This is a genomic window from Microbacterium sp. Y-01 (assembly GCF_003856715.1).
In the GTDB taxonomy this organism is placed as follows: Bacteria; Actinomycetota; Actinomycetes; order Actinomycetales; family Microbacteriaceae; genus Microbacterium; species Microbacterium algeriense.
The window spans coordinates 2,703,223-2,729,399 of record NZ_CP024170.1 but is presented as its reverse complement, the minus strand read 5'-3'; the positions used below and the strand labels follow the sequence as shown (position 1 = coordinate 2,729,399).

At 70.8% G+C, this 26,177-nt stretch carries 26 protein-coding genes; 20 read left to right on the top strand and 6 right to left on the bottom strand.

Annotated elements, in window-relative coordinates:
• Positions 1-32: 32 nt before the first annotated feature.
• From CSX12_RS12980 to CSX12_RS12970, 3 genes are read left to right on the top strand one after another with little or no spacing between them, the layout of a single operon-like run.
• Positions 33-263, top strand: coding sequence for a helix-turn-helix transcriptional regulator (locus CSX12_RS12980; protein WP_241160460.1), 231 nt, complete (start codon positions 33-35; stop codon positions 261-263).
• A 31-nt stretch (positions 264-294) separates the two neighbouring features.
• Complete coding sequence (locus CSX12_RS12975; RefSeq protein WP_124896060.1) at positions 295-1,224, top strand: aldo/keto reductase; 930 nt, start codon at positions 295-297, stop codon at positions 1,222-1,224.
• A gap of 32 nt (positions 1,225-1,256) precedes the next feature.
• The gene (locus tag CSX12_RS12970) at positions 1,257-1,646 is read left to right on the top strand and encodes a PLD nuclease N-terminal domain-containing protein (protein WP_124896059.1); all 390 of its coding nucleotides are present in this window, start codon (positions 1,257-1,259) and stop codon (positions 1,644-1,646) included.
• 3 nt (positions 1,647-1,649) lie between these two features.
• Here CSX12_RS12970 and CSX12_RS12965 read toward each other — a convergent pair whose 3' ends face one another.
• From CSX12_RS12965 to CSX12_RS12955, 3 genes are read right to left on the bottom strand one after another with little or no spacing between them, the layout of a single operon-like run.
• On the bottom strand, positions 1,650-2,618 hold the full coding sequence (locus CSX12_RS12965; protein ID WP_124896058.1) for a DUF1731 domain-containing protein: 969 nt from the start codon (positions 2,616-2,618) through the stop codon (positions 1,650-1,652).
• A complete protein-coding gene (locus CSX12_RS12960) occupies positions 2,615-3,250 on the bottom strand; it encodes a DUF4166 domain-containing protein (RefSeq protein ID WP_124896057.1) in 636 nt (211 codons plus the stop codon). The genes CSX12_RS12965 and CSX12_RS12960 overlap by 4 nt, the downstream gene beginning before the upstream one ends.
• A 37-nt stretch (positions 3,251-3,287) precedes the next feature.
• On the bottom strand, positions 3,288-3,905 hold the full coding sequence (locus CSX12_RS12955) for a TetR/AcrR family transcriptional regulator (protein WP_017202635.1): 618 nt from the start codon (positions 3,903-3,905) through the stop codon (positions 3,288-3,290).
• Between the two features lie 108 nt (positions 3,906-4,013).
• Between CSX12_RS12955 and CSX12_RS12950 the strand changes: the two genes are divergently transcribed.
• A complete protein-coding gene (locus tag CSX12_RS12950) occupies positions 4,014-4,820 on the top strand; it encodes a sugar phosphate isomerase/epimerase (protein WP_124896056.1) in 807 nt (268 codons plus the stop codon).
• Positions 4,820-5,959 carry a Gfo/Idh/MocA family oxidoreductase gene (locus tag CSX12_RS12945; protein ID WP_017202633.1) on the top strand — a complete coding sequence of 380 codons (1,140 nt, stop codon included), beginning with the start codon at positions 4,820-4,822 and terminating at the stop codon, positions 5,957-5,959. The genes CSX12_RS12950 and CSX12_RS12945 overlap by 1 nt, the downstream gene beginning before the upstream one ends.
• A 28-nt stretch (positions 5,960-5,987) precedes the next feature.
• Here CSX12_RS12945 and CSX12_RS12940 read toward each other — a convergent pair whose 3' ends face one another.
• Positions 5,988-7,181 carry an ROK family protein gene (locus tag CSX12_RS12940; protein ID WP_124896055.1) on the bottom strand — a complete coding sequence of 398 codons (1,194 nt, stop codon included), beginning with the start codon at positions 7,179-7,181 and terminating at the stop codon, positions 5,988-5,990.
• 114 nt (positions 7,182-7,295) lie between these two features.
• On the opposite strand from CSX12_RS12940, the gene CSX12_RS12935 reads away from it, so the two are divergent.
• The 7 genes from CSX12_RS12935 to CSX12_RS12905 all read left to right on the top strand — a co-directional run bounded on the left by CSX12_RS12935 (position 7,296) and on the right by CSX12_RS12905 (position 15,238).
• The gene (locus tag CSX12_RS12935) at positions 7,296-8,405 is read left to right on the top strand and encodes a Gfo/Idh/MocA family oxidoreductase (RefSeq protein ID WP_124896054.1); all 1,110 of its coding nucleotides are present in this window, start codon (positions 7,296-7,298) and stop codon (positions 8,403-8,405) included.
• Positions 8,402-9,925: a sugar ABC transporter ATP-binding protein gene (locus tag CSX12_RS12930; RefSeq protein WP_124896053.1), complete on the top strand. Its 1,524-nt coding sequence runs from the start codon at positions 8,402-8,404 to the stop codon at positions 9,923-9,925. Before CSX12_RS12935 ends, CSX12_RS12930 begins: the two co-directional genes overlap by 4 nt.
• Positions 9,922-11,016 carry an ABC transporter permease gene (locus CSX12_RS12925; RefSeq protein WP_124896052.1) on the top strand — a complete coding sequence of 365 codons (1,095 nt, stop codon included), beginning with the start codon at positions 9,922-9,924 and terminating at the stop codon, positions 11,014-11,016. The genes CSX12_RS12930 and CSX12_RS12925 overlap by 4 nt, the downstream gene beginning before the upstream one ends.
• Complete coding sequence (locus CSX12_RS12920) at positions 11,013-12,062, top strand: ABC transporter permease (protein WP_124896051.1); 1,050 nt, start codon at positions 11,013-11,015, stop codon at positions 12,060-12,062. The genes CSX12_RS12925 and CSX12_RS12920 overlap by 4 nt, the downstream gene beginning before the upstream one ends.
• 2 nt (positions 12,063-12,064) lie before the next feature.
• A complete protein-coding gene (locus CSX12_RS12915) occupies positions 12,065-13,273 on the top strand; it encodes a substrate-binding domain-containing protein (protein WP_124896050.1) in 1,209 nt (402 codons plus the stop codon).
• A 78-nt stretch (positions 13,274-13,351) separates the two neighbouring features.
• Positions 13,352-14,203: a sugar phosphate isomerase/epimerase family protein gene (locus tag CSX12_RS12910; protein WP_124896049.1), complete on the top strand. Its 852-nt coding sequence runs from the start codon at positions 13,352-13,354 to the stop codon at positions 14,201-14,203.
• 27 nt (positions 14,204-14,230) lie between these two features.
• Positions 14,231-15,238 (top strand): sugar phosphate isomerase/epimerase family protein, encoded by a 1,008-nt coding sequence (locus CSX12_RS12905; protein ID WP_017202624.1) that lies wholly within the window; start codon positions 14,231-14,233, stop codon positions 15,236-15,238.
• Positions 15,239-15,265: 27 nt separating this feature from the next.
• Here CSX12_RS12905 and CSX12_RS12900 read toward each other — a convergent pair whose 3' ends face one another.
• Both CSX12_RS12900 and CSX12_RS12895 read right to left on the bottom strand, forming a co-directional pair.
• On the bottom strand, positions 15,266-16,240 hold the full coding sequence (locus CSX12_RS12900) for an NYN domain-containing protein (protein WP_017202623.1): 975 nt from the start codon (positions 16,238-16,240) through the stop codon (positions 15,266-15,268).
• A 2-nt stretch (positions 16,241-16,242) separates the two neighbouring features.
• Complete coding sequence (locus CSX12_RS12895; RefSeq protein WP_124896048.1) at positions 16,243-17,229, bottom strand: Gfo/Idh/MocA family oxidoreductase; 987 nt, start codon at positions 17,227-17,229, stop codon at positions 16,243-16,245.
• 104 nt (positions 17,230-17,333) lie between these two features.
• Between CSX12_RS12895 and CSX12_RS12890 the strand changes: the two genes are divergently transcribed.
• The 8 genes from CSX12_RS12890 to CSX12_RS12855 all read left to right on the top strand — a co-directional run bounded on the left by CSX12_RS12890 (position 17,334) and on the right by CSX12_RS12855 (position 26,164).
• Complete coding sequence (locus CSX12_RS12890; protein ID WP_124896047.1) at positions 17,334-18,716, top strand: NtaA/DmoA family FMN-dependent monooxygenase; 1,383 nt, start codon at positions 17,334-17,336, stop codon at positions 18,714-18,716.
• An 87-nt stretch (positions 18,717-18,803) separates the two neighbouring features.
• Positions 18,804-20,438: a TIGR04028 family ABC transporter substrate-binding protein gene (locus CSX12_RS12885; protein ID WP_017202620.1), complete on the top strand. Its 1,635-nt coding sequence runs from the start codon at positions 18,804-18,806 to the stop codon at positions 20,436-20,438.
• Between the two features lie 16 nt (positions 20,439-20,454).
• Positions 20,455-21,423 (top strand): ABC transporter permease, encoded by a 969-nt coding sequence (locus tag CSX12_RS12880; RefSeq protein ID WP_124896046.1) that lies wholly within the window; start codon positions 20,455-20,457, stop codon positions 21,421-21,423.
• Positions 21,420-22,316, top strand: coding sequence for an ABC transporter permease (locus CSX12_RS12875; protein WP_124896045.1), 897 nt, complete (start codon positions 21,420-21,422; stop codon positions 22,314-22,316). The genes CSX12_RS12880 and CSX12_RS12875 overlap by 4 nt, the downstream gene beginning before the upstream one ends.
• Positions 22,313-23,929, top strand: a complete 1,617-nt coding sequence (locus CSX12_RS12870; RefSeq protein WP_124896044.1) for an ABC transporter ATP-binding protein — start codon at positions 22,313-22,315, stop codon at positions 23,927-23,929. The genes CSX12_RS12875 and CSX12_RS12870 overlap by 4 nt, the downstream gene beginning before the upstream one ends.
• Complete coding sequence (locus tag CSX12_RS12865; protein WP_124896043.1) at positions 23,926-24,984, top strand: putative FMN-dependent luciferase-like monooxygenase; 1,059 nt, start codon at positions 23,926-23,928, stop codon at positions 24,982-24,984. Before CSX12_RS12870 ends, CSX12_RS12865 begins: the two co-directional genes overlap by 4 nt.
• Positions 24,981-25,559 (top strand): CMD domain protein, encoded by a 579-nt coding sequence (locus tag CSX12_RS12860; RefSeq protein WP_124896042.1) that lies wholly within the window; start codon positions 24,981-24,983, stop codon positions 25,557-25,559. Before CSX12_RS12865 ends, CSX12_RS12860 begins: the two co-directional genes overlap by 4 nt.
• Positions 25,556-26,164, top strand: a complete 609-nt coding sequence (locus CSX12_RS12855) for an alkylhydroperoxidase domain protein (protein WP_017202612.1) — start codon at positions 25,556-25,558, stop codon at positions 26,162-26,164. The genes CSX12_RS12860 and CSX12_RS12855 overlap by 4 nt, the downstream gene beginning before the upstream one ends.
• Positions 26,165-26,177 lie beyond the last annotated feature (13 nt).

The window sequence follows — 26,177 nt, the reverse complement described above, 5'->3', positions numbered from 1 at the left end:
TGCGTGTCCGATCGGGGTGTTACTGTCGGCGCATGGGGACACAACTGCGTCGTTTGTTGGCAACCGAGGTCGAGAGGGCGCGGCTGCACGCCGGGGTCTCCTTCTCGCAGCTGTCGGACCGTTCGGGCATCGCTCCCGGTGCCCTCGCCGACCTCCTCGGAGGGCGAGAGGACTTCACGGTCGTGGATCTGGTCCGCATCGCCGGCGTACTCCGGGTGCCGGTCACCGCGCTGCTGCCCGGCGCGGCGGGCGACGGCTCCTGACGCGGTCCGCTCCGGGCTGTAGCGTGGGCGCATGAAGACCGTTCCCTTCGGATCCACCACCGCCCCCGCCGTCGTCGCCGGGATGATGCGCATCGACGACAAGGATGACGCTCATATCCGGTCGCTGTACGAAGCCGCGCGCGCGTCCGGAATCGACTTCTTCGATCACGCCGACATCTACGGCGGGAGCATGCACCACTGCGAGGAGCGCTTTGCGGATGCGCTGCAGCTCAGCGCGTCCGAGCGCGACGAGATCGTGCTGCAGACCAAGTGCGGCATCGTGCCGGCACAGGGCATGTTCGACTTCTCCTACGACCACATCGTCGGTCAGGTCGAAGGCTCGCTGCGCGCCCTCCGCACCGATCGCCTCGATGTGCTGCTGCTGCATCGCCCCGACATCCTCGTCGAGCCGCAGGAGGTGGCCCGCGCCTTCGACGATCTCGAGGCCGCGGGAAAGGTCAGGGCGTTCGGCGTCTCGAACCACACGCCGCGTCAGATCGACCTGCTGCGCACGACCGTGCGGCAGCCGCTCGTCGCCAACCAGCTGCAGCTCTCCCTGACCCACGCGCCGATCCTCGCGCAGCCGGTTGCGGCCAACATGGCCGCCCACGAGCAGAGCGTGGTGCGGGACGGCGGCGGCATCGTGGAGTACTGCCGCATCAACGGGATCACGATCCAGGCCTGGTCTCCCTTCCAGGACGGCTTCTCGCACGGGGTCTTCCTCGGCAACCCGGCCTACGCCGAGCTCAACGAGGTGATCGATCGGCTCGCTGCAGCCCACGACGTCACGCCGCTCGCGATCGCGACCGCCTGGATCACCCGGCACCCCGCCGGAATGCAGGTGGTTCTCGGCACGACGACCCCGCAGCGGGTGCGGGATGCCGCCGCCGGAGCCGACCTCGAGCTCAGCCGTCCCGAATGGTACGAGCTGTTCCGGGTGGCCGGTCACCTGCTGCCGTAGGCGGTCACCGCCGCGTCGTCTACCCTGAACTCATGCCGTTCCTGTTCTCGCTCCTCGTCATCGCGTTGATGATCGGCGCGCTGATCGACATCATCACCCGGGACAACGTGCTGGTGAAGCACCTGCCGAAGATGGTGTGGATCATCATCGTGATCCTGCTGCCGTTGGTCGGCAGCCTGCTGTGGTTCGCGATCGGTCGGGAGTACGGTGAGGCGGGCATCCCGATCCCGCGAATGCGGAGGTCCGAGCGGCCGCCCGCGCGGACCGACGTGCGACCGGCGCCGCCCACGGACACGCGGACGACGGAGCAGCAGATCGCGGACCTCGACCGCGAGATCGAGGAGTGGCGACTGCGCCAGGAGATCGAGAAGCGCCGGCACGACGGCGAGGCGCCGACCGGGTCCGCCGAAGCGGGCGCCTAGCGCCTAGGCGGCCGGGGCGAGATCGAAGGATTCGCGGATCGCGTCCTCGAGCTCCGGGTAGCGGAACGTGAACCCCGCCGCGGTCAGCTTCTCCGGCAGCACCCAGCGGCTCTTGAGGATCAGCTCGGTCTCGGTGCGGATGCCGATCGCGCCGAGCTCCAGCATCCAGCGCGGCAGGGGAGGACCGACCCGCACGCCGAGCACGCGACGGACGGTCGCCATGAACTCCCGGTTGTCGACGGGGTGCGGTGACGCCACGTTCACCGGACCGGTCAACGACGGGGTCTGCTCCAGGAAGTCGATGATGCGGGCGACGTCCTCGATGTGCACCCAGCTGAACTTCTGACGGCCCCGACGGGCTCCGGGGAGATGGCCGGTTCCTGCGGCGCGGCGCGCACGGCTCACCGGCCAGCGGCCGTCGTACTGGGGGCCGCCGAGGCCCAGCCGCGCGAGATTCCGCAGCGGCTCGAGCACACCGCCGTGCCCCAGCACGATGGCGCTGCGCAGGGCGACGCGTCGTGTGCCGGGCAGGTCGCCGGCGAACAGCGCCCGCTCCCACGCCTTCGCGACCTCGACGGAGAACCCGGAGCCGATCTCGCCGGTCGCCTCCGTCATGGGCCGGTCCTCCGCGTGGCGGTAGATGGTGGCCGTCGAGGAGTTCACCCAGAGCTCGGGCGGGGCGGAAGCCCGGGAGATCGCGGTGCTCAGCGAGCTCGTGGTGTCCAGTCGCGATCGGAAGATCTCGGCGCGGTTCTCCGCGGTGTAGCGGCAGTTGACGCTCTTGCCCGCGAGCCCGATCACCAGGGTCGCCCCGTCGACCGCGCGGTCGATCGCGGCCTGGTCGCCCCACCGGATGTCCGCGCCGGAGCGCGAGATCGTCACGACCTCGCGTCCATCCGTCCGGAGTCGGGAGGCGAGGAAGCGCCCCATGAATCCGGTGGCTCCGCCGATGACGACCCGACCTGTGCTCATGGGTGCTGCTCCCTGTCCTCGAGATGCTGGATGCGATAGGTGAAGTCGCCCCGATACTCGTAGACCCGCCCGAGCACGGGTGCGTCGATCGTCAGGTCAACGCGTTGACGGTCGAGAGCGTCGTCGAAGCGCTCGGTGAGCCGGACGACGGGGGCGAACGCCCGGGGGAGGCGCAGACGGAGCCTGCCGAGCCGGAGCCCCACAGCCCTGCTGGTCAGGTGGAGGGCGCCGTCGGCGACGTCGACGTCGAAGCAGGCGGCGACGAGGCCCGGTTCGCCGAGCTCGTCCACGACGCGTCCGTGTCGCGTGAGCGCGACCGCGTCCCGCATGACCCACGGGCCGCGCGCGAAGTGGAAGGTGCGCTCGCCGATGCTCCGGGAGGCGATCGTCCGGTTCTCGATGCCGAACGGCACATCGTGCTCCCACGCGGCGGCGACGACGCCCCGACGCTCCAGGATGCGCAGCACCGGCCAGATCCACCGCCGGGGCGTGCCGACGGACTGGAACACGCCGTCGCCGATGCCGACCGCGCCATCCGGGACGGCCTCGAAATACGCCCGCAGCCGCGGATGCAGGTCGTCGATGCGCTCGCCCAGCGCCCTCGCGTACGGGGACTGCGGCACGGGCGTCACGGTTCGAGCCTAGCCGGGGCGAGAGCCTCGGGACGGCTCAGCTGCCCGGTCGCAGCAGTCGGTCGAGCAGTGCGAGCGCCTCGTGCTGCGGCGCGGTGTCATCCAGCAGCCATTGGGTCTGGAGGCCGTCTGAGGCGGCGACGACCAGGGCGGCGACCGCATCCGGGTCGACATCGCCGCGCATGCGGCCCTGCTCCTGCTGCTGCCGCACGGTGTCGGCGAGGCTGTCCCGCAGGCGCGAGAACCGGTCGGTGGCGAAGGCGCGCGCCGCCGGATGCCCCTCTTCGAGGGCGGACGCGACCAGCGTCGAGTAGAGCTGCACGAGCCCGGGGACCGCGCGGTTGGTGCGAGCGGACTCGATCATCATCTCCACCGGCGTCGCGTCCGGCGCCGGGGGCGCGGACTGTCGTCCCGGAGCGTAGCTCTCCTGGTACACCGCGACGAGGAGCTCCTCGAGCGAGCCGAAGTAGTGCGTGAGAGCGGCGTGGGTGACGCCGACCTCGCGCGCGATGGCCCGCAGGCTGGTGCGATCGGAGCCGCGCTCGGCGAAGACCTCGATGGCGCGGTCGAGGATCTCCTGTCGTCGGGCGATTCCCTTGGCGTAGGCGCCACGCCGCCGCGCGGGATCGGCGTGCTCTGCGGACTCGACGGGCATGGGGGGAGTCTAGCGAATCAAAACTTCCGGTTGGAGGTATTTGGTGATAGCGTCCTTTCCGCAGGGCGCACGCCCTGCCCGTCACCGATGACCGAAGGAGCACGACCGATGACGATCCGGACTTCCCTGCAGCTGTTCACGATCAAGGACGAGCTGGAGGCCGACCTCGAAGGGTCCCTCGCCGCCGTCGCCGCCTGCGGCTTCACGGCCGTCGAGCCCTACGACTTCGTCCGTCGCGCGGAACCGCTCGCCGCCGCGCTCTCCGCCGCCGGTCTCGTCGCGCCGTCCGGGCACGCCTTCCTCGCATCCGAGTCCTTCGTCAACCCGGACGGCAGCGGCACGACGCTTCCGGTGCCGTCGCCGACCGAGGTCTTCGCCGCGGCCAAGGTGCTCGGCATGGACACCGTGATCGACCCGTACACGGAGCCGGCCCGCTGGGAGTCCGTCGCGCAGATCGAGGAGACCGCGCGTCTGCTCAACGAGGCGGCCGCGATCGGCGCGACCGTGGGGGTGCGGGTCGGCTACCACAACCACGCGCACGAGCTGGAGGCGGAGTTCGACGGCGTCACCGGGCTCGAGGTGCTCGCCGGCCTCCTCGACGAGCGCGTCGTCCTGGAGGTCGACCTGTACTGGGTCGCCCGCGGCGGCGTCGACCCGGTCGCCCTGCTGGAGCGTCTCGGCGACCGTGTGATCGCCGTGCATGCCAAGGACGGCACGCTCGACGCGGCGCTCGCCGGCGCCTACCCGCCCGCCGACCAGGTGCCCGCGGGTGAAGGCTCCGTGCCCCTCGTCGAAGCCGTCGCCGCCGCTCCCGCTCTCGAGCTGGCGATCGTCGAGTTCGACCACTACGAGGGAGACCTGTTCGACGCCATCGAGCGCAGTCGGGTCTACCTCGACGAGAAGGTCGCCGGCTGATGGCGATCGGCAGCGGCCCCGTCGGCGTCGGCATCATCGGCGCCGGCAACATCAGCGACCAGTACCTGTCGAACCTCACGACCTTCCCCGACGTCCGCGTCCTCGCGATCGGCGACCTGCTGGAGGAGCGCGCGAAGGCGCAGGCCGAGAAGTACGGCGTCCCGCGGGCAGGTGGAGTCGCCACCGTGCTCGAGGACCCCGAGATCGACGTCGTCGTGAACCTCACGATCCCGGCGGTGCACGTCGAGGTCTCGGAGGCGATCCTCGCGGCGGGCAAGCACGTCTGGACCGAGAAGCCTATCGGCGTGAGTCGCGAGGAATCCCGCCGACTCCTGGGGAAGGCAGAGGAAGCCGGGCTCCGCATCGGGGTGGCACCCGACACCGTCCTCGGACCGGGCGTGCAGACCGCGAAGCGGGCGATCGCGCGGGGCGACATCGGTCGTCCGCTGTTCGCCCAGACCACCTTCCAGTGGTCGGGGCCGGAGATCTTCCACCCGAACCCCGCGTTCCTGTACGCCAAGGGCGGGGGGCCGCTGCTCGACATGGGGCCCTACTACGTGTCGGCGCTCGTGCACGTCTTCGGCCCGGTCGCCTCGGTCGCCGCTCTCGGGCTGCAGGGCACACCCACCCGCCGCGTGCAGGTCGGCGAGCTCGCCGGACAGGAGTTCCCGGTCGAGATCCCCTCCACACTCAGTGTCCTGATGGACTTCGAAGGCGGCGGTCAGGCGCAGAGCCTTTACAGCACGGACTCGCCCATCATCCGCCAGGGGATCGTGGAGATCACCGGCACCGAGGGCACGATCGCGATCCCCGACCCCAACACCTTCGGCGGCGCGATCACCATCACCCGACCCCTCACCCGTCTGTTCGTCCCGCCGGAGCCGATCGAGCAGGAGGTCGTCGACGTCGTGCAGGAGGGCGTGCTCTCCGGCCGCGGCGTGGGCCTGCTGGACATGGTGCGCTCGATCGCCGCCGACCGCCCCCACGTCGCGACGGGGGAGTTCGGCTACCACGTGCTCGACACGCTGCTCTCGATCGAGGAGGCCGCGGAGGCGCGCCGCTTCATCGAGGTGGACAGCACCCTGGATCAGGTGGGTTCGATCGCCGCGGACTTCGATCCGTTCGAGGCCACGCTCTGAGCCCCGCGCGTGACGGCGGGGGCGCGGTTCAGCGCGCCTTCGCCGCCACGTAGCCGTCGACGCTCGCGGGAGAGAGCACCTCGCGGGCGACCATGATGGCCGCACCCAGCACCGCCGCGCGATCGCCCGCCTGGGACTGGACGATCGCGAGGTGCTGGGTGGCGAGCGGGATCGACCGGCGGTACACGACCTCGCGGACCCCGGCGAGGAGATGCTCGCCGGCGCGGGCGATGCTACCTCCCAGCACGATGATCGACGGGTTGAGCAGGTTCACGACGGTGGCGAGCACCTCGCCCACGTCGCGTCCGGCCTGACGCGTCGCCTCGATGGCTGTCGGGTTCCCGGCGCGTACCAGGTCGACGACGTCCGAGGCGCCTCGCACGTCGAGGCCCTCCGCGCGCAGGGCGATGGCGAGGGCGGATCCGCTGGCGAGGGCCTCCAGGTCGCGTTCGTCGCCGGGCGGCCTGGTGGATCCGGCACCGGCGGGGACCTGCACGTGGCCCATGTCGCCCGCCGACCCCTGGGCGCCGCGCTGCAGCTGCCCGCCGGCGATGATCCCGGCGCCGATGCCTGTCGACACCTTCACGAAGATCAGGTCGTCCACCTGCGGCCAGCTCGTCGCCTGCTCGCCGAGCGCCAGGATGTTGACGTCGTTGTCGACGAGCACCGGCACGTCGAAGGTCCGCTGCACGTACGCCGGGATGTCGAACCGATCCCAGCCCGGCATGATCGGCGGGTTGGTCGGACGGCCCGTCGAGTGCTCGACGGGCCCGGGAACCCCGATGCCGACGCCCACCAGTGGCAGCCCGTCGGCGGCCGTCGCGAGCAGCTCCGCGGCATCGGCGAGGATCGTGTCGAGCAGCAGCTCAGGGCCGTCCGCGATGTCGATCGCGCGGGTCCGCGCATCGAGGATCATCCCGGCGAGGTCGGCGACGGCGACGGTCGCATGCGTCGCCCCGAGGTCGACGGCGAGCACCAGCCCGGCGCGGGGGTTGAAGGCGACGCGGGCGGGCGGTCGTCCCCCTGTGGACGCGGCCTCACCGGCGGGGCGGAGGAGGTCGGCGGCGAGCAGCGCGTCCACGCGCAGGGCGACGGTCGAGCGGGCGAGACCGGTGAGGGCGGCGAGTTCGGCCTTGGTTCTGGCGGTGCCGTCGCGGAGGATCTGGAAGATCTCTCCGGCGCCGGGGGAGGGCGCCGGCGTCGGCCTGAGCACATCAACCATTTCGTCAGTAAACCACAGCACTTCGGCGCACCGGCGCTCGACTTCGAATTTGTGTCAGCAGACTTTTGACGAATTGCTAGCAAAAGTCGGAAGGTCTGTGTCAGAATCAGCCGCATGACAACGGATGTCACTGACACCGGTCTCGGAACGATCCGAGCCGGCATCCTCGGCGGAGGATTCATGGCGCGCGTGCACCGCGCAGCGGCGCGGGATGCCGGAGCCGAGCTGCGGGCCGTGGCCACCCGCTCGGCGGCGGGGAGCCGGGACGCCGCACAGGCGCTGGGGGCCGAGCGGGCGGAGGTCGACGCCGCGGCGCTCCTCGACGCCGCGGACATCGACGTCGTGCACATCTGCACCCCGAACACCACGCATGCGGATCTCGCGCTCCGGGCTCTGAACGCCGGCAAGCACGTCATCTGCGAGAAGCCGCTCGCCACGACCGCCGAAGACGCTCGGATGCTCGCCGAGACCGCGGAGGCTCGCGGAAGCGTGGCCGCCGTCCCATTCATCTACCGCTACCACCCGATGGTGCGCGAGGCGAGGGCTCGGATCGCCCAGGGCGAAGCCGGCGAGCTCCTCACCCTCGACTGCTCCTACCTGCAGGACTGGATGCTGCTGCCCAGCGACGACGACTGGCGGGTGCGGTCCGAGTCCGCCGGGGCCTCCCGGGCGTTCGCCGACATCGGCTCGCACCTGTGCGACCTCATCGAGTTCGTGATCGGCGAGCGGATCCGCACGCTGAGCGCGCGCACACGTCGGGTCTTCCCCGAGCGCTCGGGTCGCGTGGTCGATACGGAGGACATCGTCGCAGTGCTCGTCGAGACCGAGTCGGGGGCACTGGGGACACTGCTCATCTCGCAGATGGCCGCCGGTCGCAAGAACGCCCTGACGCTCGAGCTGCACGGTGCGCGGCAGAGCCTCCGGTTCGAGCAGGAGCGCCCGGAGGAGCTCTGGATCGGCATGCGCGAGGAGTCGCGGCTGCTGCTGCGCGACCCCGCGGTCTCCGCCCCGGATGCGGCACGACTGCAGCGGGTGCCTGCGGGGCATGCGATGGGCTACCAGGACGCGTTCAACGGATTCGTATCCGACGTGTACGCCGCGATCGCGGGCGCGCAGCCGGAGGGCCTGCCGACGTTCGCCGACGGATACCGCTCGGCCGTCCTCACCGAAGCCGTGCTCGACTCGGCGGCCGACGGCGGGCGCTGGGTGGAGGTGGCGGCATGAGCGCGACGACGACGCAGCCGGTGCTGCAGGTGTCCGGCATCCGGAAGTCCTTCTTCGGCGTCGAGGTGCTGAAGGGGATCAATTTCGACGTCCGGCCCGGCGAGGTGCACGGTCTCGTCGGCGAGAACGGCGCGGGCAAGTCGACCCTCATGAAGATCATCGCGGGTGTGCAGCCCGCGGACGAGGGGGTGATCGCGTATCGCGGCGACGAGGTGCGGCACACGCAGCCGAGGCAGGCGATGGACGCCGGCATCGTGACGGTCTTCCAGGAGTTCACCCTGCTGCCGGAGCGGACGGTCGCGCAGAACGTGTACCTCGGGCGCGAGCCCCGGCGGGGCGGGTTCGTCGACCAGCGGGCGATGAACAGCAGGACGGCGGAGCTCCTCACCGACCTCGGGGTGTCGTTCATCGAGCCTCAGGCGCGTGTCGGATCGCTCACGGTCGCCGAACAGCAGATCGTCGAGATCGTCAAGGCCCTCTCGTTCGACGCGCAGGTCATCTCGATGGATGAGCCGACGGCCGCGCTGAGCGACCGGGAGGTCGAGCTGCTGTACGCGATCGTCCGGCGTCTCACCTCGCGCGGGGTCGCCATCATCTACGTCTCGCACCGGCTGAAGGAGATCTTCGACCTGTGCGACCGCATCACGATCCTCAAGGACGGCGCGCTGGTGTCCACCGACGACGCCGCCGCTCTCACCACCGATGAGCTCGTGCGGCGGATGGTCGGCCGCTCCATCCAGTCGTACTTCCCCGACGCGCTCGAGGGGACCACGGTGGGCGGACCGCGGCTCGAGCTCGATGGGTGCGGCAACGCCTACGTCGACGGGGTCTCCCTCACACTGCGTGCGGGGGAGATCGTCGGCGTCGCGGGGCTGCAGGGGTCCGGACGCACAGAGCTCGTGGAGGGGGTGTTCGGCATCCAGGCGTTCAACCGCGGCACGATGCGCATCGACGGGACTCCGGTGCGCATCACGAGCGCACGGTCCGCCGTGCGCGCGGGCCTCGCTCTCGTCTCCGAGGATCGCAAGGCGCAGGGTCTCGCGCTCGGGCAGTCGGTCCTCGACAACGCTCTTCTGGTGGTGCGCGGCGTCTTCGCCGGGCGCACCGCCGCCTCGCGACGCGAGGTCCCCGGCGTCCTCTCCGCGCTCGAGGTCAGCTCGCGCGGTGTCGATCAGGAGGTCCGCTTCCTCTCCGGCGGCAACCAGCAGAAAGTGGTGCTCGCCAAGTGGCTGCTCACCCGGCCGCAGATCGTGCTGTTCGACGAGCCCACCCGCGGCATCGACGTCGGCGCCAAGTACGCGGTCTACCAGCTGATGCGCGAGCTCGCCGCACAGGGGAAGGCCGTGCTGATGGTGTCGAGCGAGCTGCCGGAGGTGATCGGCATGAGCGATCGCATCCTCGTCATGCACGATGGTGAGCTGGTCGCCGAGCTCCCGGCCGGCTCGGCAGAGCACGAGATCCTGGGAGCTGCGACCGGCGCGCACACACCGGGGACCACGGCGGCAGGGGGCGCGCGATGAAGCGCCTCCGGATCGATTCCACCCTGATCGTGCTCGCGATCCTCCTGCTCGTGATCGTGGTCGGCGCGATCCTGGTCGGCACGGTCGGACGCAACTTCCTGAGCGCGGGCAACATCCGCGACATCCTCACCGGGATGAGCGTGCTCGGCCTCGTGGCGATCGGCCAGACGCTCGTGGTGCTGGGAGCCTCGCTCGACCTCTCCGTCACCTATGTGATCAGCCTTTCGAGCCTGCTGGCCGCCACGATCATGAACGGCAACGCCGGCAACATCCCGCTCGCGGTGGTCGTCACGCTGCTCGTGTGCGCAGGGATCGGCCTGCTGAACGGGCTCATCGTGACCGTGCTCAAGGTGAACGGCTTCATCGCGACGCTCGGCGTCGGCCTCATCCTGCAGGGCATCCTCAACACGAACTTCGAGGGCGCGGCGGGCAGCGTGCCGTGGGCGTTCCAGCTCATCGGTGCGACCGGCGTCGGGCCGATCCCGGTCTCCACGCTCATCATGATCGTGCTCGCGGTCGTCGTCTGGCTGCTGCTGAACCGCACGCGGACGGGCGCTCACCTGTACGCGGTGGGAGGCGACCCCGAGATCGCCCGGCTGTCCGGCGTCCGCATCCGGATGCCGCTGATCTGGGCGCACGTGCTGTGCTCGGTGTTCGCGGGGCTCGCGGGCCTGCTGCTCGCCAGCCGTCTCGGCGTCGGCAGTCCGACCGTCGGGCAGCAGGGCGGATATGCGCTGCTGTCGATCGCGGCGGTCGTGCTGGGCGGGACGCTGCTGCTGGGCGGCCGCGGATCGATCTGGGGCACGATCGGCGGTGTCGCGATCCTCGCGGTGGTCGACAACGTGATGAGCGTCATGCAGATCAACCCCTTCCTCAAGGACGTCGTCCGCGGGGTGGTGATCGTCGCCGCGGTGGCCGTGTACAGCCGCCGGTCGATCGTCCGCCGCCGGCCGCGCTTCGGCCCCGGGGGAACGCGCACCGGTGGCGACGACGCGGCGAAGGCCGCCGAGCCGGAGATGGCGGCGGCCGCGGCCGAACTGGCCGACGCGACGCCCGATACCACCCCCGCCGCGGAAGGAGGGCGCGCATGAACGCGCTGCGCACGCTCGTGAGCCCGCGGGGAGCGGTGTTCCTGCTCCTCGTGCTCCTGCTGGTCGCCGTGACCGTCCTCAACCCGAGCTTCGCCGAACCAGGGCAGTTCATGCGCTTCCTCCAGCGCGTGGCCCCCATCGCGATCGTCGCGATCGGGCAGTACTTCGTGATCATCGCCGGGGAGTTCGATCTGTCGCAGGGATCGCTCATCACCGCACAGGTCATCATCGCCGGGAACCTGGTCGGGCAGGACGACGCACGCACGGTCCCCGTGCTGCTGCTCATGGTCGTGTTCGCCGTCGCGGTCGGCCTGGTCAACGGTCTGCTCACCACGCTGCTGAAGGTGCCGTCGTTCATCGTCACGCTGGGGATGATGCTCGCGCTGCTCGGCGGGGTGATGTGGTGGACCGGGGGAGCGGCGACCGGGAACCCCGCGGACAGCTTCCGGGAGATCGGCCGCGGCGGCATCCGCGAGGTGCCCCTTCTCGACTTCCTGCCGTGGGCGGTGCTGCTCCTGATCGTCTGGCTCGCCCTCGGCATCTGGATCACCAAGCGCCCCCTGGGCAAGACGCTCATCGCGGTCGGCGACAACCCCCGGGCCGTGGACTACGCCGGGGCGCGTCGTGCGTGGGTCACGACCCGAGCGTTCGTCATCTCCGCCCTGTCGGCGACCCTCTCCGCCGTCCTGCTGGTCGGCTACGCCGGCGTGCACCCCTCGGTGGGTCGCGGCTACGAGTTCACCGCCATCACCGCGGTCGTCCTCGGCGGCGTCGTGCTGGGCGGCGGCCGGGGCTGGATCGTCGGTGCCGTCGCCGGCGCCTTCGCCCTCGAGGCCCTGTTCATGCTCCTGAACATCGCGGGCGTCCCGTCGACCCTGCGCGATGCCGTCCAGGGCGTCATCATCATCGCCGCCGTCGCCTATTCCGCCGTGGCCTTCCGTGCCCGACGTCGACGGGGCCCGCAGTCCTCGGAGACGGTCACGGACGACCCCGTGACCGCTCCCGCACCGACCCGCACCATCCACACAGAAATCAGAGGAGATTAGCAATGCGACGATCGATGAAGATCGCCACCGCAGGGGTGGCTCTCTTCGGCCTCATCGCGCTCGCCGGGTGCACCACCGACCCGTCCGTGGCGCCGGCGGAGTCGGAGAACCCCGAAGAGGCGGCGGAGACGACCGAGTGGTTCGACCAGGAGCTGTTCGACAAGCAGGACGAGGAGCGCGGCGTGGAGCCGCAGGGACCGGCGGACGAGCCGTATCTGCAGCACATCAACGCCGAGATGGTCGACACGGCGGAGTTCGCGAGCGACGGCGCCAAGAAGGCCTGCTTCGCGAACGCCTCGATCTCCAACCCGTGGCGTCAGACGGGCTGGATCACGATGAACGAGCAGTTGAAGGTGCTCCAGGACGCCGGCGCGATCAGCGAGATGGAGACCCGTGACGCGAAGGACTCCGACGACACGCAGATCGCCGACATCGACTACTTCATCGCGGAGGGCGGGTGCGACGTCTTCCTGATCTCGCCCAACAGCACCGCGGCGATGACACCGGCCGTCGAACGCGCCTGCGAGACGGGCAAGCCGGTCGTCGTGTTCGACCGCGGCGTCAACACGGACTGCCCTGTCACGTTCATCCACCCCATCGGCGGCTTCGCGTGGGGCATCGACACGGCCGAGTTCCTGATCGACAACCTCGAGGAAGGCGACAAGGTCGTGGCGCTGCGCATCCTCCCCGGCGTCGACGTGCTGGAGCACCGCTGGGCCGGTGCCGAGAAGCTGTTCGAGGAGGCGGGGATCGAGGCGGTGGACCACTTCACCGGCGCCGATCCCACGGAGATCAAGAGCATCATCAGCGACGAGCTCGCCAAGGGCGACGTCGACGGCATCTGGATGGACGCCGGAGACGGCGCCGTCGCCGCGATCGAGGCGTTCGAGGATGCCGGCGTCGACTACCCCGTCATGACCGGGGAGGACGAGATGAGCTTCCTCCGCAAGTGGAAGGACACCGGCCTCACGGGTCTCGCTCCCGTGTACTCCAACTTCCAGTGGCGGACCCCGCTGCTCGCGGCACAGATGATCTTTGCGGGTGAAGAGGTGCCGAAGGAGTGGGTGCTCCCGCAGAAGCCGATCACCGAGGCGGAGCTCGACGACTACCTCGCCGCCAACGAGGGCATGCCCGACGGCCACTACGCGAAGTTCGGCGGGGAGAACCTCCCCGGCTATCCGACGGTGTGGCAGGAGCGGCAGATCCCGTAACCGATGCGTGCTCCCGCCCTTCCGCTCCGCACCGCGGAGTGGGAGGGTGGGACCGCCGTCACGATCACAAGGACAACGATGCCCCGCACGATCGCCGTCAACACCTGGGTGTGGACGTCTCCGCTCACCGATGAGACCCTCGAGCCGCTCGCCCGCACGGCTGCCCGCCTCGGCTACGACGCCCTGGAGCTGCCCCTGGAGAGCATCGGCGACTGGGACCCGGTCCGGACGCGTTCCGTGCTGGACGGTCTCGGTCTGGGCGCGGTCGTGGTCGGCGCGATGGGTCCCGGCCGCTCGCTGCTGGCGCGCGCCGGTGACGTCGCGGCCACGCAGGACTACCTGCGCGCGTGCCTCGACGCCGCCGAGATCGTGCGCTCGCCCGTCGTCGCCGGCCCCTTCTACGCCCCGACGGGGGTCACCTGGCGCATGGACGACGGGGAGCGGGCTGGCGCGATCGGCGAACTCAGGGAGAACCTCGCTCCGCTCGCGCGGGAGGCCGCCGACCGGGGGCTGATCCTGGCGATCGAGCCCCTGAACCGCTACGAGACGAGCCTGCTCAACACCGTGGAGCAGAGCCTCGACGCGCTGGAGCCGCTGCTGGGCGCCGGGGTCGGGCTCGCCCTCGACACGTATCACCTCAACATCGAGGAGAAGAGGCCCGATGACGCGATCCGCGCGGCGGGCTCGGCGATCGCCCATGTGCAGGTGTGCGGCAGCGACCGCGGCGCGGTGGGCGACGACCACACCGACTGGCCGGGAATCCTCCGCGCTCTCGACGACGCCGGCTACCGAGGAGTGCTGGGGCTGGAGAGCTTCACCGGGGAGAACGCCACGATCGCCGTCGCGGCGTCCGTCTGGCGGCCGCTCGCTCCGAGCCAGGACGACCTCGCCGCCCGCAGCATCGCCCACCTCCGCGCCCTCGGCGCCTGACCCCTCCCGCGATACGAAGGAGTGTCCATGAGCAGTCACCCGGTCACGCTGTTCACCGGCCAGTGGGCCGATCTGCCGTTCGAGGAGGTGGCTCGTCTCGCGGCGGAGTGGGGGTACGACGGACTCGAGATCGCCGCGTCCGGCGATCACCTCGACCTGCGCCGAGCCGACGAGGATGACGCGTATGCCGCCTCCCGCCGCGAGATCCTCGACCGGCACGGCCTGCAGGTGTTCGCGATCTCCAACCACCTCGCCGGGCAGGCGGTGTGCGACGACCCGATCGACTTCCGGCACCAGGGCATCCTGCGCCCGTACGTCTGGGGCGACGGCGAGGCCGAGGGCGTGCGGCAGCGGGCGGCGGAGGACATGAAGCGGGCCGCCCGCGTGGCCGGGAAGCTCGGCGTCGACACCGTCGTGGGCTTCACCGGCTCGTCCATCTGGCCGTACGTGGCGATGTTCCCACCCGTGCCGGAGTCGGTGATCGAGCAGGGCTTCCAGGACTTCGCCGACCGCTGGAACCCGATCCTCGACGTCTTCGACGCCGAGGGAGTCCGCTTCGCCCACGAGGTGCATCCGGGGGAGATCGCCTACGACTACTGGTCGAGTGCGCGCGCCCTCGACGCGATCGACCACCGGGACGCGTTCGGCTTCAACTGGGACCCCTCGCACATGATGTGGCAGAACATCGATCCGGTCGGCTTCATCGTCGACTTCGCGGACCGGATCTATCACGTGGACTGCAAGGACACCCGGATGCGGCCGCGCAACGGAAGGGCCGGCGTTCTCGGCTCGCACCTGCCGTGGGGCGATCCTCGGCGCGGCTGGGACTTCGTCTCCACCGGCCACGGCGACGTGCCGTGGGAGGACGCCTTCCGCGCGCTGGACGCCATCGGCTACGACGGTCCGATCTCGATCGAGTGGGAGGACGCCGGGATGGATCGGCTGCACGGAGCCCCCGAGGCGCTCACCGTCGTGCGCTCGCTGCTGTGGCCGAAGCCGGAGGCCTCCTTCGACGCGGCGTTCCGCAACCAGTGATCACCGGAGACCAGCGCAGGCGCCGGGTCAGGGCTCGCGCAGGCGCACCAGCCGCTCGTGCCCGGTCTCCTCGAGCTCGGCGATGTCGTCTCGGGACTTCAGGAAGTCGGAGAACGAGCGGTACCCGAGTGCCTTCTCGCTGAACGACGGGTCCATGCGGCGCATGTGGGTCTTCACCGCGGAGCTGTGCAGCCACTCGTCGGCGTCGGCCTTGTCGTGGCCCAGGCGCAGGGCGCGCTCGAGCAGCTGCGTCGCGACCTCCTGGTCGTCGACCTTGTCCTCGACCCTGGGCTCCTCGGCCTTGATGACGGGCTTGGCCTTCGCGCGCTTGGGAGCGGTCTTCGGCTTCGTCGCGGTCTCGGCGACGGGGGCAGCCGGCTCGACCGACGGCGCTTCCGCCGGGGCGGCGACGGCAGCGGGTGCCGTCTTCACCGGGCGCACCACGCCGGGCAGCGAGTCGTAGGACTCGAACTCGTCGCACGCCGCGGCGAGCGACTTGGCCGTCGAGCCGGACACCCCGACCCCGATCACGTAGCGGCCGAGACGCTTGCAGCGCTGAGCCAGCGGCACGTAGTCGCTGTCGCCGGCGACGATCACGACGTGGGTGAGGTCGGGCAGGCGGAACATGTCCTCGACGGCGTCGACGGCGAGCCGGATGTCCGCGCCGTTCTTCGCGTAGGCGGCGGCGGGGAACAGCTGCACGAGGTCGACCGCGCGGGCGACGAGCTGCGAGCGGTACTCGGCGTTCACGGGGGAGGACCAGTCGGCGTAGGCCCTGGTGAGCACGAGCGTGCCGAAGGAGGCGGCGTAGTCGATGATGGCGCCGACCTCGATCATCGCGGCCCGCAGCCGATCGGTGACCTCCGGGTCGTTCGGGTTCTCGGAGATGCGCTGCCGGTCCTTGCCGTAGGCGTTGCGGCCATGGACGCGGTCGTACCAGGAGATGACGATGTTGTCGAAGTCCAGGTAGACGGCCACGCGGGCGTCGGGGGTCTCGGCCACGGTCAGACCTCCTCGCGCGGGTAGCGGACGCCGATCTGGGCCCTGATCTCGTCGAGGGTGCCCATGATCGCCACGCTCTCGGCGATCGGGAGGATGTCGCCCTCGAGGATGCCGTCGTGCACCAGGCGCTCGGCGGCCAGGGCCTGGTATTGCATGCCGCGCCCCTCGACCTCGGAGACGTACTCCTCCTGCACCGTGCCGTCCGGGAGGACGAGGCGGAACGTGGTCGGGCTGTACCAGACGGTGTCGATGTCGATGTGCGCCGCGGTGCCGACGATGCTCGCGACGTTGGGGCCCGCCGCGCGGGACGAAGACAGGCTGGTCGAGACCGCGCCCCCCTCGTGCGTCATGACGGTGGCGACCTCCGCGTCGGCGCCCGTCTCGATGAGCCGGCCGACCGCGCGGACGCTGGTCGGGGCGCCGAGGATGTCCCAGATGAAGGAGATCGGGTAGATCCCCAGGTCGAGCAGCGCGCCGCCGCCGAGTTCGAGGGCGTTCAGCCGATGGGCGGGGTCGGAGGGCAGCAGCTGGGTGTGATCGGCGCTCACGGCCCGGATCTCACCGAGAGCGCCGTCGGCGATGAGCTCGCGGATGCGGACCATGTGCGGCAGATACCGCGTCCACATGGCCTCCATGACCAGCAGCCCGCGTTCGGCGGCGAGGGACTGCAGGTCCTCCGCCTCGGCGCGGTTCAGGGTGAAGGCCTTCTCGACCAGCACGTGCTTGCCGTGTTCGAGGGCGAGCCGGGCGTTCTCGTGATGCATCGGGTGCGGGGTCGACACGTAGATGATGTCGACCTCGGGGTCGGACACCAGAGCCTCGTACGACGGGTGCGCTCTGCCGATGTCGAAGCGGGCGGCGAACGCATCGGCCGACTCCTGCGAGCGCGAACCGACGGCGACGAGATCGAGCCCTGCGGTGCGCAGATCGGACGCGAATGCGCCGGCGATGCCGCCGGTCGCGAGGATTCCCCAACGAAGACCTGTCATGGTCTCAGCGTAGGGGGTGCGGCGGGTGTGACCGACTGTTACATCCCGTGACGCCCGGCATCGACGCCGTGGCAGCGCGCCGGACGCGCTCCTAGCGTGACGGCATGACCGAACCCCTCATCATCGGCGCCATGGTGCGCACCCTGGGCGCGTATCCCTCGGGCTGGCGGCACCCCGGTGCGCATCGCGACCCCGCGACGGATGCCGGGATCCTGCGGCGCATCGCGCGGGAGGGGGAGGACGCCGGCCTGGACTATCTGTTCTTCGGCGACTGGCTGGCTACGGGGCCCGATCTGGAGTTCCGCGACCCGTATCTGCTGGCGCGCATCGACCCCGTGAGCGCCGTGCTGTTCCTCGCCGGAGTCACCTCGCGGATCGGTCTGATCGCGACGGTCAACACGACCTACGCCGACCCCTATGCGACGGCACGTTCGCTGGCCTCGCTCGACGTGCTGACGGGAGGTCGGGCCGGGGTCAATCTCGTCACCGGGGCCGAACCGCGCGCCGCGGGCAATCACGGGAGGGACGCGCACGCCGACAACGAGTCGCGCTACGACCGGGCCGAGGAGTTCGTCGAGGCGCTGCGGCGGCTGTGGGAATCGTGGAGCGAGGACGCCTGGATCGCGGATGCCGAGCGCGGCGTGCTGATCGATCCGGAGGGGCTCCGTCCGGCCGCCGTCGAGGGCGCGCACCTCCGGGTGGCCGGACCGCTGAACGTCGCCCGCCCACCGCAGGGGCGGATCCCGATCGTGCACGCGGGCACGTCGCCGCGGTCGCGGGCGCTCGCGGCCACCGAGGCCGACCTCGCGCTGATCGCCGCGCCGACGCTGGTCGAAGCGATCGCGACCCGACGGCTGCTGCGCGACATCGCGGCGGAGGCCGGACGCTCTCCGGACGAGCTCCGGGTCATCGCGCCCGTGCTCCCCGTCGTCGGCGACACCGACGCCGCCGCGAAGCGCATCGTGCAGACCCTCCTCGCCCTGGTGCCGCTCGCCGAGGGGCACCAGGCCGCCAGGGCCGCCTTCCCGCCGAACCGCACGATCGGTGCGCTCGCGGACGCCCTGGACGTCTCGCGGGAGGATCCGCTGCGGGAGGCGACGTTCGACGCCCGCGTCACGACGGCCGAAGCGGAGCGCCTGGGGGAGCGCGGTGCGGCGCTGATCGAACGGCTCGACCGCATCGCCGGTCTCGGTGTCCGCACCGGCGACCCGCTCACCTGGCGGCACCTGGTCGCCGCGCACGCCGTCCCCGCCGCCTTCGTCGTGGGGGACGCAGGCACGATCGCGGATCACTTCGAACTCTGGCGCGACGAGGGGGCCGCCGACGGATTCAACGTGCTGTCGGCCTTCCAGCCCGCGCAGTTCGAGGCTTTCACACGCATCGCGGCGCCGGAGCTGCGCCGTCGCGGACTGCTGCGGAGCGTCGCGGAGAGCCAGGGGTCGACCCTGCGCGACCGTCTGCGCATTTCCTCGTATGTCGACGCGTGACGTGTGGTGTCGACCGAGTCGCACCGTCGCACCCCCGATTCCTACCGTGAAGAAACCTCGTCCCACCCGAAGCCAGGAGACCTCCGCATGAACCGTCGTCTGATCCGCGCCGCCGCCGTGGCGCTCCCGCTCGTGCTCGCGGGGAGCCTCGCGGCCTGCGCGTCCACACCCGCCCCGGCGAACTCTCCCGCGGACGGAGGCGACCCCGTCACCGGAGGAACGCTCACGTACCTGGAGCACCAGGCGTACACGAACCTGTACCCGCCGCAGGCCGGCTTCTACCCCAACGGCGGCATCGTGAACAACATCGCCGCCCGGCTCACCTGGCAGAACCCGGAGACGCTCGAGATCGAGCCGTGGATCGCCTCCGACTGGACCGTGAACGACGACGCGACCGAGTACACGTTCGACCTGAACCCCGATGTCACGTTCTCGGACGGCACGCCGGTGGATGCGGCCGCCGTGGCGAAGAACTTCGACACCTACGGGCTGGGCGACGCGGAGCGGGGCCTCACGGTCTCGGAGGCGATCAACAACTACGCCAGCAGCGAGGTGGTCGACGAGGACACGGTGACGTTCCGCTTCTCGGCTCCGTCTCCCGGGTTCCTGCAGGCGACGTCGACCATCAACTCGGGACTGCTGTCGCCGGAGACGCTCGACGGCACGATCGAGGACTTCGGCGCAGGCAACGCCGAGGAGATCATCGGTTCCGGTCCGTTCACGGTCACGGGCGAGAAGCTCGGCACGGAGTACACGCTCACCGCCCGCGACGACTACGCCTGGGGACCCGACAGCGTCGACAACGACGGCCGCCCGTACCTCGACGCGGTGCACGTGCTGATCACGCCCGAGGACTCGGTGCGCATCGGCTCGCTGCTCGCGGGACAGGCCGACTACGTCCGCTATGTGCAGGCGTTCGACGAGGACCGCGTGGAGGGCGCCGGCTTCACGCTCTATGCCCCGCAGACGCGCGGCGTGAACAACTCGATCGCCCTGCGACCCGAGAACCCGCTGCTCGCCGACATCCGCGTACGTCAGGCACTCATCGCCGCGGTGAACGCGCAGGAGGTCGTGGACACCCTCTTCACCGAGAACTACCCGGTGGCGACGTCGGTGCTCTCCTCCCAAGCCCTCGGCTATAAGGACGAGTCGGAGCACTACGCCTACGACCCGAAGAAGGCCGAGAAGCTGCTCGACGAGGCCGGATGGGAGCCCGGTGCCGACGGCATCCGCGAGAAGGACGGGGAGCGCCTCTCGATCACGGTGTACGAGGCGAAGCCGCAGCCGCTGTCGAAGCAGACCCTCGAGCTCGTGGCGCAGCAGCTGGCGAAGGTCGGGGTCGAGCTCTCGGTCAAGCCCGGCGACGCCGGCAGCTACGCCGAGGACACGCGCGACCCGCTCAAGACCGGCTTCTACCACTCGATGGTCGGACGCGCGGATCTGGACGTCATCAAGAGCCAGTACTTCACGAAGAACCGCGACGTGCTGATATCCAAGGACGCGAAGCTCGACGAGCTGCTGCTCGCCGTGGCGTCCGAGCCGGACGCCGACAAGCGTGTCGCCGCATCGCAGGCCGTGCAGGACTACATCGCCGAACAGGCCTACGTGATCCCGCTGTTCGAGGAGCCGCAGGTGTACGGCACCGCGACCTACGTGCACGGCGTCGCGTTCGAGTCGGTGGGGCGTCCGACGTTCTCCGGCGTCTGGCTGGCCGAGCACTGATCGGGATGGTCCTCCGATGAGTTTCGTCCTCCGACGAGCCGGGCAGGCCGCGATCGTTCTGGTCGCGGCCTTCACGGCGACCTTCTTCCTGCTGCAGCTGCTGCCGGGCGACGCGATCCTGATCAAGTTCTCCGACCCCAGCCTCGGGCTGTCGCCGGATCAGCTCGACAGCATCCGCGCCACCTACGGCACGGACCTGCCCTGGTGGGAGCAGTACGTGCACGCGGGGCTCGGCTTCCTCGCCGGGGACTTCGGCTACTCCACGCAGTTCGGCACACCCGTGCTGACGATGCTCGCCGAGGCGCTCCCCGCGACGCTGCTGCTCGCATCCCTCGGGCTGGTCGTCGCTCTGGTCCTGGCCGTGCTCATCGCCGGACTCTCCTCGCTCGCCCCGTTCGCCTGGCTGCGCGACGGGCTTCGCCAGGTGCCCGGCCTCTTCGTGGCGGTGCCGGTCTTCTGGCTGGGCATCCTGCTCATCCAGGTGTTCTCGTTCGGGCTCGGCTGGGTGCCGATCGTCGGGGCCGACCCCGTCAGCGGACTCATCCTGCCCGTGCTGACGCTCGCCGTGCCGATCTCGGCGCCGCTGGCGCAGGTGCTGGTCCGCGCGATCGATCAGGTGCAGGCGCAGCCGTTCGTCACGGTGGTCCGGGCGAAGGGTGCCCCGCCGCTGTGGGTGCTCACGCGCTCCGTCGCCCGCAACGCCGCCGTGCCGACCCTGACGATCGCCGGCGTGCTGTTCGGGGAACTCGTCGGGGGAGCGGTCGTCACCGAGACGGTGTTCGGCCGCACCGGCATCGGCCGCCTCACCGAGCAGGCCGTCGCGAACCAGGACATCCCGGTGCTGCAGGGTGTCGTGCTGCTGTCGGCGCTCGGCTTCGTCGTCATCAGCTTCGCCGTCGACCTCGTCACACCGCTCATCGACCCCCGTCAGCGCACCGTCGCCCGGGCATCCACACGGCGCACACTCCAGGAGGTCACCGCATGACCGCTCCCGTGATCGCCGCGACGAGTGTCGAGCCGGGTCCCGGTCCGAGCCCGACGGCCACCGAGCCCCCGCAGGAGCGGAACCGCCGCGGTCGCCGGCACGGCCGCGCCTGGGGTCTGTACCTCGCGTTCGCCGTGGTCGCCGTCGCCGTGCTGTGGGCCGTGATCCCCGGCGTGTTCGCGCCCGGCGACCCGCTCACCGGCGTGCCTGCCGACAAGCTGCTGCCGCCGAGTGCTGCGCATTGGTTCGGCACCGACACCCTCGGCCGTGATCTGTTCGGCCGTGTCGTCCATGGAGCCGTGCACTCGCTCTCGGGCGCGCTGATCGCCGTCACGGTGGGACTCGCCCTCGGCACGGTGCTCGGCGCGATCGCCGGAGCCGTGGGCGGGGTGGTGGACGACGTGCTGATGCGCATCGTCGACGTGCTGCTCGCGATCCCCGGGTTGCTGCTGTCGCTGTCGGTGATCATCCTGCTCGGCTTCGGCACGGTCAACGCCGCCATAGCGGTGGGCCTCGGCAGCGTCGCCGCCTTCGCGCGTCTGATGCGCGCCGAGGTCGCCCGCGTGCGCCGCACCGAGTATGTCGAGGCTGCTTTCGGCAGCGGTGCCACGTTCTTCGCGGTGCTGCGTCGGCACGTGCTGCCCAACTCGCTCACCCCGATCGTCGCGCTCGCCGCCCTGCAGTTCGGCACGGCGATCCTCGCGATCTCGACGCTCGGGTTCCTCGGCTACGGCGCTCCGCCGCCCACTCCCGAGTGGGGACTGCTGATCGCCGAGGGCCGCAACTACGTCGGCACCGCCTGGTGGCTCACGGCACTGCCGGGTCTCATCGTCGTCGCGGTGGTGCTCAGCGCCAACCGCATCAGCCACCGCATCGGAAGGGGGACGCGATGAGCGTTCTGGCAGCGACCGATCTGCGCATCTCCTACGGCGACCGGGAAGTCGTGCACGGGGTCTCGTTCGAGATCGACGAGGGGGAGACCCTCGCGCTCGTCGGCGAATCGGGCTCGGGCAAGTCGACCACCGCGCACGCGCTCCTGGGTCTGCTCCCCGCTGGGGGCAGGGTCGACGGCGGGACGGTCGTCCTGGGCGACCTCGACATCTCCGGGTGGTCCGATCGCGCGCTGCGCGGCATCCGCGGTGCGGAGATCGGCCTCGTGCCGCAGGACCCCACGACCTCGCTCGACCCGGTGCGTCCGGTCGGCGCGCAGGTCGAGGAGATCCTGCGCCTGCACGGTCATCGGGATCGGCGCTCCCGTCGTGCACGGGCCATCGAGCTGCTCGATCGTGTCGGCATCGACGACCCCGACCTGCGGGCGCGCCAGTATCCGCACGAGCTCTCCGGCGGCATGCGGCAGCGCGTGCTGATCGCCACCGCGATCGCCCTGCGACCGCGCCTGCTGATCGCCGACGAGCCGACCAGCGCCCTCGATGCCACGGTGCAGCGCAAGGTGCTCGATCTGCTCGACGAGCTGCAGCGCGAGGAGGGCACCAGCATCCTGCTCGTGACGCACGACCTGGGCGTCGCCGCCGATCGCGCCGCACGTCTCGTCGTGCTCAAGGACGGCCGGATCGTGGAGCAGGGGCGGAGCGAGGAGGTGCTCGCTGCGCCGACGGACCCGTACACGCGGCAGCTGCTCGCCGATGCTCCCGCGTTCACGACCGGCTTCCGGCGCCCGGATGTCCCGCCGTTCCTGCGGGATGCCGCAGCCGTCTCGGCGGAGAATCCGTACGCGATCGTCGCCGACGGGCTCGTGAAGGAGTTCCGGGTCGCCGGGCGCGAGCGCTTCCGCGCGGTCGACGATGTCTCGTTCCGCGTGCGTCGCGGCACCACCCATGCGCTCGTGGGGGAGTCGGGGTCCGGCAAGACGACCACGGCACGGCTCGTCACCCGCTTCCACCAGCCCGACGCCGGGACCATCGACGTCGCCGGAGAGGATGTGACCCACGCGAAGCGCGAGCAGTTGCGGGAACTGCGTCGCCGGGTGCAGCTCGTCTACCAGAACCCGTTCGCCTCGCTGGATCCCCGCCAGCAGATCGCAGACATCGTGGCGGAACCGCTGCAGAACTTCCGCGTCGGCTCGCGTGCCGAGCGCCGGGAGCGCGCGATCGCTCTCCTCGACCGGGTCTCGCTCCCCGCCGACGTCGCGCGGCGCACCCCGCGCGAGCTCTCGGGCGGACAGCGGCAGCGCGTCGCGATCGCCAGAGCTCTCGCGATCGACCCCGAGGTGGTGGTGCTCGACGAGGCGGTGTCGGCGCTGGACGTGACCGTGCAGGCGCGCATCCTCGAGCTGCTCACCTCGCTGCAGGCCGAGCTCGGACTCACGTACCTGTTCATCTCGCACGACCTCGCCGTCGTGCGCAGGATCAGCCACACGGTCTCGGTGATGCGCCGCGGCCGGATCGTGGAGGAGGGGCAGACGGAAGACCTGTTCCGCGACCCGCAGCACGAGTACACCGGGGAGCTGCTCGCCGCGGTCCCCGGACGAACGGAGATCGTCGTATGACCACCGCACCCGCCACCTCGACCGGGCCCACCGTCGCCTTCTTCACACGTCTGCTCGACGACGCCTCGCCCGCCGAGAGGTATGCGCTCGCCACGGCGCAGATCCAGCAGGCGGAGCGCCACGGGATCGGGAGGACCTGGGTCGCACAGCATCACTTCCACGCGGCCGAAGGTGGGCTGCCGTCTCCGCTGGTGTTCCTCGCGCACGCGGCGGCCGTGACGCGGGACATCCGACTGGGGACCGGCGTGATCACCCTGCCGCTGGAGGACCCGGTCCGGGTGGCCGAGGATGCCGTGGTCGCCGATCTGCTCTCCGGGGGGCGAGTGGATCTGGGCCTCGGCAGCGGCGGCACCCCGTCGTCGTTCGTGCCGTTCGGGGAGGACGTGCGTGACAAGGCGGTGACCTACGACCGCAAGCTGCGCACGCTCCTCGACGGCCTGGCCGGTCGCGACGTCGGTGCGGGCAATACGCTCTACCCGGACGCGGGAGACCTCGCCGACCGTGTGTGGCAGGCCACGTTCTCCGCGCCCGGCGGTCACCGCGCCGGCATCCACGGGCACGGGCTCCTGCTCTCGCGCACCCAGCCGCGCCGCATCGATCGCCTGCACGCGCCGCTGTCGGAGTTGCAGGACCCGATCATCGACGCGTACCTCGAGGCGCTGCCGGCCGGGGTGGCTCCGCGGATCACCGCCTCGCGCACCGTGTTCGTGGCGGACGACCGCGCCGACGCGCTGCGGTTCGCCGAGGTCGGGCTGCGCCGGGCGGCCGAGGGCTTCCGTCGGCAGGGCCAGACCATCCCCGGAGACAGCATCGAGGAGCTGATCGCCGCTCTCGACACCCATCTGGGCACACCGGAGGAGGTGGCGGAGTCACTCGCGGCCGACACCACCCTCGCCCGCGCGACCGAGGTGGCCTTCCAGGTGCACTCGGTCGACGCCCCGCACGAGCACGTGCTGCGCTCGATCGCCCTCTTCGCCGACGAGGTCGCGCCCGCTCTCGGGTACGCCCTCACCCAGACCCCCGACCGGAACCCCACCCTCAAGGAGAACGCATGACCGACGACATCGTGGACCGTATCGCGGAGGTGACGCCGACGCTGGATGCGCTTCGTCGTCGCCGTCCGGTCACCAGGGATCAGCTGCAGGCGAGCTTCGACGCCCTCTTCCAGCCGGTGAGCCTCGAGCACGTCTCCCAGGCGGAGCGCGAGCTCGTCGCAGCCTTCGCGACCGGACTGGCGGGTGCGGACGACCCGACAGCGGTCTTCTACGCCGCACGCGCACGCGAGGCGGACCCGGAGCGGGCGGGCGTGGTGCTCGCCGAGGCGGAGACGGCATCGACCAGCGGTCCGTTCGGTGCCTACACCGAGCTCGGCCTGCAGCCCGAGAACACCGACGGCGTGCGGTACGTGCCGGCGGATGCCGTCACCGCCGTCCTCGGCGAGCGTCTCGCCGCAGCCCTCGTGCACACGCACCTGCTGGTGTTCCGCCCTCGCGAAGCCACGGGCGACGACCTCGGACGCCTGCTCGATGCCGGGTGGTCGACGGATGGGATCGTGACGCTGTCGCAGCTGGTGTCGTTCCTCGCCTTCCAGCAGCGGGTCGTCACCGGACTCCGGGTGCTCGCGGCATGACCGCCGTGCAGACCGTGCTCCGCCACGACGACGCCCCGCACCCGCACGCCTTCACCCGCGGGGAGGTGGGCTGGGTGCCGCATCTGGAGCCCCTCGCGGAGGACGAGCTGACCGAGCGCCACTACGACGGACTCGTCGACGCCGCGCGCGCGAAGAACGACTACTTCCGGCTGCTGGCCCGTGACCCCGAAGTGCTCAAGGCACGGACGCTCGTGGACAAGGACATCTTCTACAACGTCGCGGAGGGGCTGCCGCGCGCGGACCGGGAGCTCGCGGCGACCGCGGCGTCGCGGCGCAACGGCTGCGTGTTCTGCGCGTCGGTGCACTCCCGCTTCGCCGCGCACCACAGCAAGCGGGTCGACGATGTCGACCTGCTGCTCGATGAGGGGGTCGACGCCGATCTCGGCGAGCGCTGGAACGCGATCGTGGCCGCATCGGTCGCCCTCACCGACACTCCGAACGCGTTCGGCGAGCGCGAGATCGCAGGACTGCGCGCGGCGGGGCTCGACGACCTGGAGATCGCGGACGTCATCCACGGCGCCGCGTTCTTCAACTGGGCGAACAGACTGATGCTGTCGATCGGTCGGCCGGTCGCCCCGGCCTGAGCCGCACTGCCCG